The organism is Lentibacillus sp., assembly GCF_035301925.1.
Classification (GTDB): Bacteria; Bacillota; Bacilli; order Bacillales; family Amphibacillaceae; genus Lentibacillus.
Genome location: NZ_DATGTI010000062.1, coordinates 1 through 13,990, shown reverse-complemented (window position 1 = coordinate 13,990; position 13,990 = coordinate 1). Strand labels below are relative to the sequence as shown.

Here is a 13,990-nt window from a genome sequence, read left to right as displayed (position 1 = left end):
AGTCACTTGTCAGACCAACAACGTAACGACCAATAGAGATTCTATCATTTTTAATCAAAAAATTAAAGGTCATGTTGTATTTTTGATAACTTTTCCCTTATTAATCAATAGACTTCCGGAAGTTCACTAAATTAAGGGAGGCATTCAGAATGAACCGTATGATGGGTTTTTGTGAGCAAAGTGCAAATCGACAGCGTCAATATGAAGAGGTTTTTTCGAGACACGTAAGCAACGATTCAATTGCCGAATACTCCAAACATTTGGCAAGTAGACCTTCCCGTGTTGGAACTTACGGGAATGAAGTGGGCCTTTATTATAGTATTGAAGCGCTCCAAAAAGCAGGACTTGATCCTTATATTCAGTCGTATGATGTGTATATGTCGGTACCACAACAGATTTCGGTTAGGCAGACCGCACCGGAAGAGCGGGAACTGGATGTTATAGAAGATGTGGCTCCCGGTACCCCGTTCGCCGATGAAATTGTCCCAGGCTATAATGCTTATTCGCCGGCAGGTACAGTGGAAGCTGAATTGGTTTATGCCAACTATGGAAGACCCGAAGACTTTGAGGAACTTGAACGACTAGGAATATCTGTCAAAGGAAAAATTGTGATTACCCGTTATGGAAAAAACTTTCGCGGGGTCAAGCCAAAACAGGCCGCCAAACGTGGCGCCATCGGAATGTTAATATACTCGGATCCCATTGATGATGGCTATATACAAGGCAAAGTATATCCCGATGGACCATGGCGGCCGGAAGACAGCATCCAACGTGGCAGTATCGTCCAGATTGCTGATTATCCGGGAGACCCATTAACACCCGGGGAACCATCTATAGAAGGTGTCCAGCGTTTGGATTCGGCTGAAGCGAGTTCTTTACCGACCATTCCGACTACTCCTTTATCATATGGACAAGCACGTCATCTTCTAAACGCATTAGAAGGGGAGGAGGCTCCAGAATCATGGCAAGGTGGCTTACCATTCAGTTATCGTCTTGGACCAGGACCCACCAAGGTACGGATTTCGTTAGACATCGACTATGAACGACGCGATGTCAATAATGTGATCGCTCAAATTCCGGGCTCAAAATACCCAGAACAAACAGTCGTGATAGGTGCCCATCGCGATGCATGGGTTTATGGTGCAGAAGATAATATATCCGGATGGGTCACGGCAATGGAAATCGCTCGTGTCCTCGGAGAATTATATCAAAAAGGTTGGCAGCCTAAACGTTCCATTATCATAGCTGGATGGGACGGTGAAGAATATGGGCTGTTAGGATCCACCGAATGGGTTGAAGACCAACGTCAAGACCTTACAAAAAATGCCGTTGCCTACTTTAATATGGATGGTACATCGGGACAATTTTTTGGGGCCTCTGCTGTTCCTTCTTTACAGGATGTCATTTTTGAGGTAACAAAAGAGATTGTTGAACCGAGATCTGGTGATGTCGCCACATCCATCTATGATGATTGGTATATGAGGTCTGGAAACGATATCCCAACCATTGGGTATCTAGGGAGTGGCTCAGATTACACGCCCTTTATTCAACATCTCGGTATAGCCTCGGCAGATTTCGGATTCAGCTCTCCGAGTGGGTTGTACCACAGTGCGTATGCCAATTTGGATTCATTAAAGTTTGTCGATCCGGGATACGAACACCAAGGGACTGCAGCAAAAGTCGTTGGTTTGATGGCCTTGCGTTTTGCAAATGCCGACGTATTTCCATTTCGTTATTCCAAGTATGCTGATCTAGTCATTGAATTGCTAAGGGATATAAGCGAAAAATATACCTTTGGCGTTGATCTCTCTGAAGTTATTGATCAAGCTCAAGCATGGAAATTAGCAGTAACCTCTCTAGAGCATCGGGTCAGTAATTTGATTTCAGGTGAGGTTCATCTTTCGGACAGTGAAGACATTCAAAAAATTAATGAATCCCTTCTTCAACAAGAACGCAATTTAACACAGTCTCAAGGGATCCCTGGTAGAACTTGGTATGAACATCAAATTTGGGCTCCTGGTCGTGATACTGGATATGCGGCCCAACCTCTACCAGCTCTGGAACAAGCCTTGGAAGATGACAGTAAGGAAGACTTCAAAAATGCTATTAAAGTGTTAAAACAAGCTTTAAAAGATGCAACTCAGACGGCTCTTCAAGTTTTTGAGTGACATATCAATATGAAGAATAAAATGACAGGCATGCTATTCCCGACTATTTATTTACTCAAAGGGTGGTCAATTTGTTTAAGACTCCCTTTTTTGTCAATAGATTCTTTTTCAAAAGGATTTAGGGTGTAATATATTAACAATTTCAGGAGGGAAAAGTGATGAAAAAGGGAAAGGTAGTTTTTGCGATTCATGGAGGTGCAGGAAGTTTTAATGTGCCACCAGAAAAAGAACAGGAATACCGTGATACGATGCGGATGGCCATTCGTGCGGGCAAAGAGAGGCTGGATAAAAACGACTCGGCTGCTGTAGCAGTTGAAGCAGCCATTCGAATTTTGGAAGACTCCGTACTGTTCAATGCGGGCAAGGGTGCTGTATTTACAAACGATGCCACCCATGAGCTGGATGCGTCAATCATGTATGGTGAGAATTTACAAGCTGGCAGTGTCACCGGCGTGAAACATATTAAAAATCCGATAACTTTGGCACACAAAGTAATCAAAAACTCTCCCCACGTGATGTTGGCTGGTGAGGGGGCAGAGAAATTTGGAATTGAACAGGGTATGGAACCCGTCACACAGGATTACTTTTATTCAAATAGGCGCTGGCAGTCTCTCATGGAATCCAAAAATAGATTAGATGAAACAGATGAATTCGGAACCGTCGGAGCCATCGCTTTAGATAAAAACGAAAACTTGGCAGCCGGAACATCCACAGGTGGTTTGACGAATAAAGCAGTCGGTCGAATTGGCGATTCCCCGACCATCGGAGCGGGGACATATGCGAATAATGAAGGTGTCGCTGTGTCCGCAACAGGCAAGGGGGAAGTCTTCATGCGCGGTACGGCAGCTTCCGATATTAATGCATTGGTACAATATCAAAATTGGTCCATCGAAAATGCTGCAACCGAAGTCGTAGAAAGGAAACTTCCGGTATTGGGAGGAACAGGCGGTGTGATCGCTTTGAACCGTCAAGGCCATTTTGCCGCGCCTCACTCCAGTCAAAATTTGCTTTATGGGTATGTGACAGAAGAAGATGAAATTGTCATTGACCTGTTTCCGGAGAAGGTAACTTAAAAATTTTTATAACGATATGGACTTGCACGTTTGAAAGGCTGGCAGTAACTTTTTGATTAAGATTTGTCGTCTAACATTAAACTTATCCCTCCTGTATCAAACGAGTGATTTGGTACAGGAGGCCTGTTGCCAAAACCGTGGAGAAATTAACAATGGATTCAGCATATAAAAACGATTGGATAGAAATAAAATTTTATCCAATCGTTTTTTTGATCTATAAAACTAAAGTCCCCGGTTGAAATAAACCAACAATGGTGACAATCGGGTTATGCTGGTCAATCCTTACTCCCACCGGAATTGACGGAGTGAAAACAGGGCATATATGCGCAGCGGATAAACGATTCCGAACTGAACCAAACCTTGCAGCGGACTTAGCAGAAAGTATTCCAATGGCTTTTTGAAAAAGTAGAAACTATTCCGGGCATAGGAAAGGAGAACAATAAAAACGGTGTACAGAAGCAGTATTTGCCACAGAGAAGAAGGGTGGAACAATATGTCCAGCAATAATCCCCCTATGACGAGAAAACTAACCGCCAGCTCTCCCAAAGTCCAGAAGAAGAGTTTCCGGTGATGTGAAAAATAGTGTTTTAAAGATAACATACTTTCAATGATAAACGAACGTCCCCAGCGCAACTGCTGTGAACAAAATGACTTGATTGATGCAGGGACTTCGGTTTGACAGATTGCGGTCGATTGATAAACCGTTTTGCCCATTCCGTTGGCATGCATGGTCAGGTGGCGATCATCCCCCGCATCTACGGACTTGCCCAAAAATGATTGTCCGGTATAGGCCTGTAAATTTTTTGCAAAGACGTCCCGCCGGTAACAGCTCAGAGGGCCTGAGCAGTACAAAATGTTACCTGTGACAGACGGTGCAGCACATTCCAACTGAAAAATTTGATGATAATGGAGATCCATCGTTTTGGTAAACAGATTGTCGTTTGTATTGAGAACTTCTATTTGACCGGTAACTGCCATCACCTCAGGATCTTTAAAAGGTATCAGCAATTGTTCAATCGCGTCGGAATTCATCGTCCCGTCGGCATCCACGGTGATGATGAAGTCTGCATCCGTTTGCTGAACAGCCCATGCCTGTGCTTGACGTTTTCCTCTGTTTTCCTTGAACCGGTGAACGATGAGTTCCGGAATGTGGATTTCCTTGTCGGGAGCGAAATGTTCGCTTGCAACGCTTGGTAAACTGCTTTTTTCATATAGTGCTTTGCGCATTTCTATCGCCTTGTGATAAGCCGAAAGATTGAAACTGCCATCATCAACGAAGTAAATCTCATCAATCGGCACCGATGCCTCTGTTAATTGTCTAAGTACGTTTTCAACTATCTCTGCAGATTCGTTGCAGCAAGGCATGATGACAGCGACCTTTTCTTCAGGCCTTATCGCATACTTCCTTTTTTCCCTTGGCTGGTATAAGGTTGCACAATAAATTTGCATGACGATATAAATAACCGCCGGAAAAGAAAACATGAAAAAAAATAACTTTTGACTGAATGTAACCGTCAAAAGGCAATAACTTACCATCAGAAACAAACAGGCAAAAAGAGCGAAAACCACTTTATCTTTTCTCTGCAAAATTAAGTGGAATCGTCTTTTATTCCAGTTATTCTTTTTTGGCATTTTCTTCTCCTTCCTTTACAAATGTTATGATAGCATGTCGACGTAATTGGATACGATGGATTTTACCCTTGTTTGTTCTGCGTACATGAGCAGCTTTTCAATTTCTCTATAGGGTTTTTCCAGATAGGTTTTAAACCCTTCTTTGACGATATCTTTGCCGATCTTGTTTTGATAGCGTGCACTGTCGCACAATGTTTTTTCTTTGTCGTATATTTTGACACGATGACCATTCATGTCGATATGGTCAATGCCTTCATGATATTGTCTGTCCGAGAAGTAGAGCAGTTTGATTGGCGAATCTTCAGGTAATCTGATCTTGGTATCATTTCGATGAAGTGCGACATTATATTGCCTTGACTGACTCGTAATAAGTTCATGATAGGAAAGTGCCGAATGAAGGCAAATAATGCCATTCGGAACAGTCTTGGACGCATCGATCAATTTCTCATGCGGGCCAAGATCATAGTTCGACAAACGATACAGGCCCCGTTTCAGTTTAAAAATGGAACCTGTTTCTTCAAGCTGTTTAATATGCGTTGTGTGAACCCCCGATGCCGTCAAGTCTTTTGTTTCGGCATAACCGTTCTGATCCTCGAAAACGCGGTACATCTTACGGTATATAGCATCATTCATAACTCACTCCCCTTTCTGATTAAATCATTAGCAATTAATAATAGATGCGGATAATTTAAACATATCTAGGTATATTGTATACCTCCTTTGGTTGTTTGTCCAATGAAGAGGCGCCGGCAGATCCCCTGAATGACAACCTGCTTGCCGGCAATACTAAGCTTAACTTAGATGAAAAGCTGGAAAGGGTGGTCGTTATCATTTCCAGTAGTATCCTCCAGCTAGTTCTCTGCAGACCTATTGCAAAAAGGATTTATAGGACTGCAGATTGGATACTCTCCTTTCTCTATTTTATATACTTTTTTATGTAACTAAACCGGTAAATAAATCTGAAAAGTCAAAATCGATTGACATCTATATGGTGGGATGTTACTCTCTATATAATATAATGATAGCGCCTACACAAATTAATCCCAGAAACTGTTTTTTCAATAAATAGATAGAGAAATCGGAACCCGGAGCCAGCTTTATTACTATCTTTAGGCGCATTGCCTATTGATGATAAAAAATATTTAAAGGAGTGGTTTTGTTTGTCTCTATCAGTTAGAGAGTTGCTGGAGAACAAAGGCATAAAACCAAGAGAAGAACATCTGGAAATTTTAGAAAATCGGTGGGAAGGCATGCAGGCCCTGCGGGGGAATTTGGAAAACGCAAACATAGATGACGCAAACATCAGCTTACGTAACATACCTGGAGGTGATCATGTTGAGTAAGGATTTGGCGTCAAAATCAGTTGAAGAGTTGGCTCCGCTTATTGAGAACAAATCGGTTTCGCCGGTAGAGGTGACAAAAGCCGTTTTGGATCAGGCGGAAGCAACGCAGGAACAGGTTAATTCATACATGGTGATATACAGGGAAGATGCACTGGAAGAAGCAGAAAAAGCGGAAACGGAAATTCACAGTGGGATTTACCGTGGCATGTATCATGGCATTCCAATGGCTATCAAAGACATAATTTACATGAAAGACAAAGTAACAACCATGTCTTCAAAAATCCATAAAGATTTTGTGTCAGACTATGATGCGACCGTTGTTTCAAAATTGAAGGAGGCAGGGGTTGTTTTCACGGGTAAATTAAGTCTGCATGAATATGCTAGGGAATAACAAACAACAATCCGCATTACGGTGCTGTGCGAAATCCGTGGAATTTGGATAAAATACCAGGCGGGTCCAGCGGTGGTTCAGGTGCGGCGCTTGCTGCTGATGCCACTGTTGCTTCACTCGGAACGGATACGGCCGGCTCGATCCGAATTCCGTCATCTGCTTGTGGTACTGTCGGCTTAAAACAAACCTATGGACGCGTTAGTAAACATGGTGTTTACCCGTTGGCATGGACACTTGATCATGTTGGCCCGATGACGAAAACAGTGAAAGATGCAGCAGGTCTACTGCAAATTATTGCTGGGTTTGATAAGAATGATCCAACGACTGTAAATGTTCCTGTTGATAATTACATGGAACAAATCACGGGTGATGTTAAGGATCTTGTAATTGGTGTTAATGAAGATTATTTCTTTAACCGTGTCGATTCCGGTATTGAGAAACTTGTTCGCGCAGGTATTCAGAAACTTGTGGATCAGGGTGCGAAAGTGCAGGAAGTTAAAATACCGTCACTGCAATATGCCGAATGGGCAGAGCTTGTCACATCACTATCAGAAGCATCTACTATACACCATAGTGATTTGCAGACGAGACCGCAAGACTTTGGAAATGACATCCGTATGCTGTTTGAGTTGGGTGAACTGCCTTCAGCTGTAGATTATTTGCAGGCCCAGCAAGTCAGGCGTCAGTTAAAGCAGGATTTCCAAAAAGCATTTGAGCAAGTGGATGTGCTGATTGCGCCTACGTTACCAGTGCTTCCAAATGATATTGGTGATGATTTTGCTGACTTAAATGGCGAAAAAGTAGATTTAATTGACAACATCATTCGCTTTATGGGTCCCGAAAACTTAACTGGTCTTCCAGCCTTATCTGTCCCATGCGGATTCAGTGAGGGTTTACCAGTAGGGATGCAAATCATTGGTCCTGCCTTTAAAGAGGGAAGAATTCTAAATGCCGGCTATGCATTTGAAAAAACTAATCCGATGCAAGGAAAAAGGCCGGGTATATTGGAAAAAGTATAAAAATTGATCACTAAAAGACTAAAGGGATGTTGGCATAAACTGAATTAAATTTATTTTAGTATAACAATTCCTAAAGAAAAAGTGTCATGATGCAGTTTCATCATGACACTTTTTCCGTTAAATATTGATGATTGTAAAACAATCACCTTATTTATCCGAATAGCTTTAGGTGATTGGTGCCTGTCACTTCCCGTTTTTTGTCTAATTATGTTGAATGATAATAGATTCTCAATTCAGTTAGATGATTCACGAAATAAAATGGATGAAATCGATCGAATTTGTTTATGTGGACGACAAGAGCATGACTAAATACCTGTTTTACGGAGAATTGAATTCAGTTAACCATTGCTTTACTTATGTATTGTATACTAATGAGTAATAAGAATATTTTACCAAACGGTGAAGCGTGCATCGTAGTGGGAGGCTTTTTAGTGAAATATTTTATAAGTGTTCTTTTGGTACTTTCGATTGTTACATTAGGAGGTTGTGGAATGGGGCCGGATCAAAACAAAAAACCGTCGGAAATGAACCCCGAAGATTTGCCGGAGGTGAGGGCATTTCAGGACGAATTCACCCGTGACTTTTTACAATCAACAGAAGAAACGAGAGACGGCTATTATCCGTTTTTATCCGGGACCGGGAAATATAAAATGGACTTTCCGGCTGGTGGTGAAATTGATGATAAAATGTACTCAATAAAGGAAAAAGGGTATGAGGAAGTTCCAGTTTCAATAAAAGATGGGAATGGATATAGTATTCAAATTTCTTATTATTCTCATCATAAAGTTGATCAGATAAAGTCTTATCTTGACAATTTTAAACTCTTAGTAGGCTATGATGGTGATTTTAAGAAACTGAAGAAAGACGATCAATCGCTTTTCTATGCGAATTTTAAAAGTAAAGGGTTCCATAATTTTATAGGTTATATACAAAACACAAAGGACATGGGAGGTATCGAAGTAGTTTATGAGATAGACTGCAGGGATGAAAAGGAACAAGTATGTGCGGAAAACAGACAAAGCGATGAAGAACGTGTGATGAAATGGATGAAATCAATACAGTTTATCAATGGCAGTGAGTAGGTGCTAAGATGAAAGAAAATATTATAACCTCGAACGAAATGCGTTTAAGGTTAATTCAGTTAGAATATACCAATGAATTATCTAAACATAAATTATCTAATGATGAATTTGAAAAAGAACTAAAGGAATTTAAAGAAGAGTTTACATTAAATTTTAAACGGATCTATTTGGAAGAAAACAGACAACCATTGGATACTGACATTGACATTGTTACATCACAAGAGTTAAATATTGGTAATGAATCAGGTTATGATGGTACAGCGATTCACTTCCAATCAGAAGAAAACAATATAGATGAAGTATATGTTATATCACAGGGCACTCAGGATGCAAACGATTGGAAATACAATATAAAGGCAATGTTAGCTGGACAGGACGCTAGTCAAGCGGAGGCAACCAGACTGTTTACACAGGGGGCAAAAAAACATTTTGGAGTGAGTGACTCCACTACTGTTACCGGACTAGCCCATTCATTGGCTCACAATAATAATACAACTGCTAATTTATTATATAATAATACTTTTGACAAAATATATAGTGTAAACGGAGCACAGAGCAATTTTTACCAAATTTATAGTAACGACAGGGAGTTTAGGCAAGCTGTATCCAATGAATTTTCGCTCACTTCAAGGGACGAAATTTATAATCTCAACCCAGATAGATTAAAAGCATTCGCCCAAAATTACTACAAAGACAAATCCCAAAACATCCACCAAATCATTTCCGAAGATGATCCGCTTTATGCTGTAAGTGGTGTACGCGGGTTCTTTACACTCGGAGACGTGCAAATGGTGGACACGAATACAGATTATCCCGGGCTGCGTTCCATCATGGATGATATTCCGGATGACGTCGTAAAGGATCTTCAGGAACTTGCCATCCAATATACGACTGCTTCTAATCAAGGCGGGTCGGATGCTGCCATTCAGGCGTTAACGGGTGTGAATATGTCTATTTTTAATGATGGGATTGGAAACTTTGGCCAGGCATACATAACAGATGAATTTGATGAGATGGTCAGGGACGTGAACGATAAGCTGCCCAAGCTGCTTTCACAAATCAAAACGGTCACAACAAACGCCGATGCGATTTTCCAGCGGTTTGTCCATGCCGGCTATATCAATTCCGATCAAAAGCAGCTGATTGTGACTGAACTAACGAATATTCAGTCGGAGTTGGAGGGAATACAGGAATCCATCTCAGGTATGGCAGAGAGTCGTGACATGCTCAGTATTTTTCCGCCGGTTATAAATGATGCGGATGCATTATGGCAAGGTTTCATTCATGCTCGAGCTATCCAGGAGAGCCTCGATAAACTGAACACAGAGGCATTTCGGGATCTTCTGCAAATGATCGGAAGCGGGCATGGTATCACAGGTATATTGGAATCGATGAATAAAGGGAATAAATCCTACTTGGGTACGGATATGATTCTCACGTCCACCAAAGGAAAAGGAGAAATCCGGGTAAATATTTCAGCCACGCTGCGCATGTACGATGAAGGGAAAAGTGTACTTGAAGACAAATCAACGGAGATTAAACGACTGCAGACTGCTATTGATCGGGAAATTATGCAATGCTATAAGACGGAACGGAAAAAGGTCATGAATCAAATTTACGACATGGAAGCAAGCCCCAGCACGTATACCTACCTGCTCAGAAAACATGTGTATTTTGCCAGACTGGATAAATCAATCACAGGCATCAATGTGCATGAAGAATTTGATCCGTTCAATCATACCAATATGGATGACAAGATCAGCCTTTTAAATGAAAGCGTGGAAAAAGGCCATACTTATCTCGAAAACTATCGATCGTCCATTGAGACTTTGTTTGACGAGGAAGAAAATATTGCAGCCTTATTTGATGTAGTGGAGGGTGTTTAAAATGAAAGGAGATCATCATTCTATAACGGTTACTGAACAGCTGTTGGATAGTGAAGATTTTTCCGATAAGAAGGGGGTTCTTAAACGATATTCTGAGAAAATTAATGAATGCGACACGGACTTTTTCAAGCTTGTTGATGACATTATTGTTAATGAAGATCAAGAAGGGGAAATCGTCGAGTCGATGGTGGAGGAAACGAACAAATTAAAGCGTCAAAATCTGGATCTAATAGAGGATGTCAACCAGCAAATCAATAAAACCGTCACAAAATTGAATGAGCAGGCAGAGGAGATGAGAACACAGCGGCTGACTATCAGGTACCGGGATAATATTTAAGGGTCAATGCAATTATGCTTTTACAGTTTATACTACTGGGGCGCTGCCCGATTATTAATTTGGATCTACTTCCGCTATCGCTTTCATCGGTCACCAGTTAACTTAAAAACCCTCAATGGAAGTATCCAATAGTACATATCTTTATCGTCATCATAATTGGTTGAAAGTGCTTAGTAAATGTTATCACCGACCAATATACTAAAATAATAGAGGTCTATTATTTTTATAAGCATAAATACCCGGTCACAAGATACTGTTTTTTGAATACGCCTTCAGTTCTATTGACCTTGATAGACCCCGTGATAGAATGAAGTTGTTGGAATATTGAATCATATGTTACTGACGCGATCAGGCATGGTGTTAATTTGAATGGATGAGGGGGCCCGTAATCCATTATTATCGCCATGCCTTTTATTTTTACCTGGAGTAACGGGATCTGGTTAAGTGTGAACAGTAACGATCAGAAAAACCGACGATCAAACAGCAATTTGCCCCAACACCCTGACAGCAAATCCGTTCGGCGCCACGAGATCTCGGGTTCAGTATTCCAACAAGCAAATCTGCAGGGAGGTGTAAGTAAGTTTTTCTTTTTTGTAAGCCGGTTGTACAAAAACGGGAAAGGAAGGGGTAATTAAGATGAAACAACGATTAGGCTTCTCTTTAATGATTATAGTTGTCATGCTATTTAGCACAGTCTCAGGCGTGTTTGGACCAGCTGTAAGCGCTGAAGGCAAAAGCCCTGTAAAAGAATACGAAATTTATCCGACGCCCCATAGCGTGGAATATGGTAATGGGATGCTTTCACTTAACAAAGGGGTTCAGGTTATCTACGACGATACCATTGATGACGCTACCAGGAGGAAGGTAGAGAAAGCATTCACGGAAAATGGGTTGGAAGCGCCATCTGTTGTCAATGAGCCATCGAACGATAAAATAAATTTAATGGTAGGTACAAAAGGGTCGGATGGTCCCGTTGATGACTATGCTGCTGAAAATGTGGACAGCCAGGGGATGGATTTCGACAAAATAGATGCCTATCAATTGGATATTAACGATAACAACATCGTGATTTTAGGAAAGCATACAGATGCCAGTTATTATGGGGTCGTTACACTGGAAGCAATTCTGGCACAAAGTCCGCAAAAAGTAATCCGCAATATGCATGTCAAAGATTTTGCAAATACCGAAGTTAGAGGGTTTATTGAAGGGTACTATGGCATTCCCTGGAGTAATGAAGATAGAAAATCCCTCATGAAGTTTGGCGGCAACTTTAAAATGAATGCGTACGTATTTGCGCCAAAGGATGACCCTTACCACCGGGAAAATTGGGACAAGCTGTATCCGGAAGATAAATTGGAAGAATTAGAGGAATTGGCTGAGGTCGGAGAAGAAACGAAAACGCGATTTATCTGGACAATTTCCCCATTAGGTGACGTTGCGAACCTTGCAAGAGAAGAAGGCGAGGACGCGGCAATGGCCGTTCTGGAAGAAAATACAGAAAAACTGCTTGCAAAGTTCGAACAGTTATACGATGTAGGTGTGCGCCAATTTGGTGTAAATGGTGACGACGTTGGGAGTCTGCCGCATGAATATGTCGTTCAACTGATGAACGCTATCTCCGAATGGGCTGATGAAAAGGGAGATGTGCGAGATACGCTCTTTACCCCTGCAAGCTATAACTCAGGTTGGGCCTGGAACCCAGAAGAGTTAAACGCATATGAAGAAGGATTTGACGAAGATATCCATATTTTTTGGACAGGATCAACCACCTGTGCACCAGTAACTCAAGATACTATCGATGTATTTAAAAACAGAAGCAATGATGACACAGAACGAAGAGACCCACTATTTTGGCTGAATTGGCCGGTAAACGATGTGGATATGCAAAGAGTCTTTCTTGGTAAAGGTGAAATGCTGGAGACTGGTATCGAAAACCTTGCCGGTGTTGTCACAAATCCAATGCAGGAAGCAGAAGCATCAAAAATAGCCCTGTTCGCCATTGCGGATTACGCATGGAATACCGTTGATTTCAATGCGCAAAAGAGCTGGGAAGACAGTTTTAAGTATATCGAGCCAGACGCTGCAGAAGAACTGCACGAACTTGCGAAACACATGTCTGATGCATATCCGGATGGGTTAAGGCTGTCTGAAAGTGAAAATATTAAGGAACTGCTGAATGCGATAACCGAAAAGCTGGATAATGGGAAATCATTAAAAGACATTGCCCCGGAAGTAATGGATGAATTCCAGAAGATCGCGGACGCAGCGGATGGATTCATGGCTAAGACGAACAATGAAAACCTCAAGGAAGAATTGGAGCCATTTGTTAAGGCATTGCATGATATGGTGCTTGCAGATAAGAAATTTATAAAGGCGGCCCTTGCAGCTGAGGATGGCAATAAAGAAGAAGCATGGAACACACTAATGAAAGCATCGACACTACGGAATCAAAGCCTTAATTATGACCGGCCATTATTAGATGGAACCATGAAAGCGAAGCCTGCCCAAAAGAGGCTGCAGCCGTTTACAGATCATTTGGAGGAGAAGGTAACCCAAAGTGTTGAAGAGCTGTTGGATGTCAATTTCAGCGAATCCGAGGCTCACCTGTTTACAAATGTGGCTGATTATGAAGATCTGTCCATAACTGAGAAGCCTGCTGTTACAACAATTGATGGTGCCATTAACGTGGAATTGGAGAGAAATGAGTACATTGGCTTAAAATTAAGCCGGATCAAGGATCTGTCCAATATTGAGGCAACGGCAGCGGATGGATTGACACTGGAAACTTCTCTAAACGGAATTGAATGGGAAAAAGTTGAGGATCCCAGCAAACCTTCTGATGCAAGGTATGTACGACTGGTAAATAAAACTGCCGAACCAATTGAATTCAGATTGGATATGTTTACTGTAGAGTCGAACGAGGTAGAGCCTAAGTCGGTTGCGGACAAAAATGTGGAGCTTCACGAATCAGACCCATTTAATCTTTTAGATGGTGATTTATCAACCTATACCTGGTTTGCAGCAGCCCAAAAAAAAGGCCAGTATATTACCTATAATCT

At 41.5% G+C, this 13,990-nt stretch carries 9 protein-coding genes and 1 pseudogene; 8 read left to right on the top strand and 2 right to left on the bottom strand.

Annotated features, from left to right (window positions below; all coding sequences use genetic code 11):
• Nucleotides 1-149 precede the first annotated feature (149 nt).
• The gene (locus VK080_RS05365; RefSeq protein WP_324223740.1) at nt 150-2,168 is read left to right on the top strand and encodes a M28 family peptidase; all 2,019 of its coding nucleotides are present in this window, start codon (nt 150-152) and stop codon (nt 2,166-2,168) included.
• 158 nt (nt 2,169-2,326) lie between these two features.
• Complete coding sequence (locus tag VK080_RS05360; RefSeq protein WP_324223739.1) at nt 2,327-3,241, top strand: isoaspartyl peptidase/L-asparaginase; 915 nt, start codon at nt 2,327-2,329, stop codon at nt 3,239-3,241.
• A 282-nt stretch (nt 3,242-3,523) separates the two neighbouring features.
• On the opposite strand, the gene VK080_RS05355 is transcribed toward VK080_RS05360, so the two are convergent.
• Both VK080_RS05355 and VK080_RS05350 read right to left on the bottom strand, forming a co-directional pair.
• The gene (locus tag VK080_RS05355; RefSeq protein ID WP_324223738.1) at nt 3,524-4,873 is read right to left on the bottom strand and encodes a glycosyltransferase family 2 protein; all 1,350 of its coding nucleotides are present in this window, start codon (nt 4,871-4,873) and stop codon (nt 3,524-3,526) included.
• 24 nt (nt 4,874-4,897) lie between these two features.
• Nucleotides 4,898-5,506: a type IV toxin-antitoxin system AbiEi family antitoxin domain-containing protein gene (locus VK080_RS05350; RefSeq protein WP_324223737.1), complete on the bottom strand. Its 609-nt coding sequence runs from the start codon at nt 5,504-5,506 to the stop codon at nt 4,898-4,900.
• A gap of 527 nt (nt 5,507-6,033) precedes the next feature.
• Between VK080_RS05350 and VK080_RS05345 the strand changes: the two genes are divergently transcribed.
• From VK080_RS05345 to VK080_RS05320, 6 genes and pseudogenes are all read left to right on the top strand, one after another.
• Nucleotides 6,034-6,216: a hypothetical protein gene (locus VK080_RS05345; RefSeq protein ID WP_324223736.1), complete on the top strand. Its 183-nt coding sequence runs from the start codon at nt 6,034-6,036 to the stop codon at nt 6,214-6,216.
• Nucleotides 6,164-7,626, top strand: a pseudogene (locus tag VK080_RS05340) (amidase). The gene VK080_RS05345 and the pseudogene VK080_RS05340 overlap by 53 nt, the downstream one beginning before the upstream one ends.
• 491 nt (nt 7,627-8,117) lie before the next feature.
• Entirely contained in the window at nt 8,118-8,708 is a 591-nt protein-coding gene (locus VK080_RS05335; protein WP_324223735.1) for a hypothetical protein, read from the top strand.
• Nucleotides 8,709-8,716: 8 nt separating this feature from the next.
• Nucleotides 8,717-10,594 (top strand): DUF6792 domain-containing protein, encoded by a 1,878-nt coding sequence (locus tag VK080_RS05330; RefSeq protein ID WP_324223734.1) that lies wholly within the window; start codon nt 8,717-8,719, stop codon nt 10,592-10,594.
• A gap of 1 nt (nt 10,595) precedes the next feature.
• Nucleotides 10,596-10,931 (top strand): hypothetical protein, encoded by a 336-nt coding sequence (locus tag VK080_RS05325; RefSeq protein WP_324223733.1) that lies wholly within the window; start codon nt 10,596-10,598, stop codon nt 10,929-10,931.
• Between the two features lie 636 nt (nt 10,932-11,567).
• Nucleotides 11,568-13,990 (top strand): beta-N-acetylglucosaminidase domain-containing protein (locus VK080_RS05320; protein ID WP_324223732.1); only part of this gene is annotated, 2,423 nt, incomplete at its 3' end.

What these genes read in the sequence shown, in the direction of transcription:
- VK080_RS05365 (WP_324223740.1), top strand. Translation starts at nt 150, where the DNA reads ATGAACCGTATGATGGGTTTTTGTGAGCAAAGTGCAAATCGACAGCGT.
- VK080_RS05360 (WP_324223739.1), top strand. Translation starts at nt 2,327, where the DNA reads ATGAAAAAGGGAAAGGTAGTTTTTGCGATTCATGGAGGTGCAGGAAGT.
- VK080_RS05355 (WP_324223738.1), bottom strand. Translation starts at nt 4,873, where the DNA reads ATGCCAAAAAAGAATAACTGGAATAAAAGACGATTCCACTTAATTTTG.
- VK080_RS05350 (WP_324223737.1), bottom strand. Translation starts at nt 5,506, where the DNA reads ATGAATGATGCTATATACCGTAAGATGTACCGCGTTTTCGAGGATCAG.
- VK080_RS05335 (WP_324223735.1), top strand. Translation starts at nt 8,118, where the DNA reads ATGGGGCCGGATCAAAACAAAAAACCGTCGGAAATGAACCCCGAAGAT.
- VK080_RS05330 (WP_324223734.1), top strand. Translation starts at nt 8,717, where the DNA reads ATGAAAGAAAATATTATAACCTCGAACGAAATGCGTTTAAGGTTAATT.
- VK080_RS05325 (WP_324223733.1), top strand. Translation starts at nt 10,596, where the DNA reads ATGAAAGGAGATCATCATTCTATAACGGTTACTGAACAGCTGTTGGAT.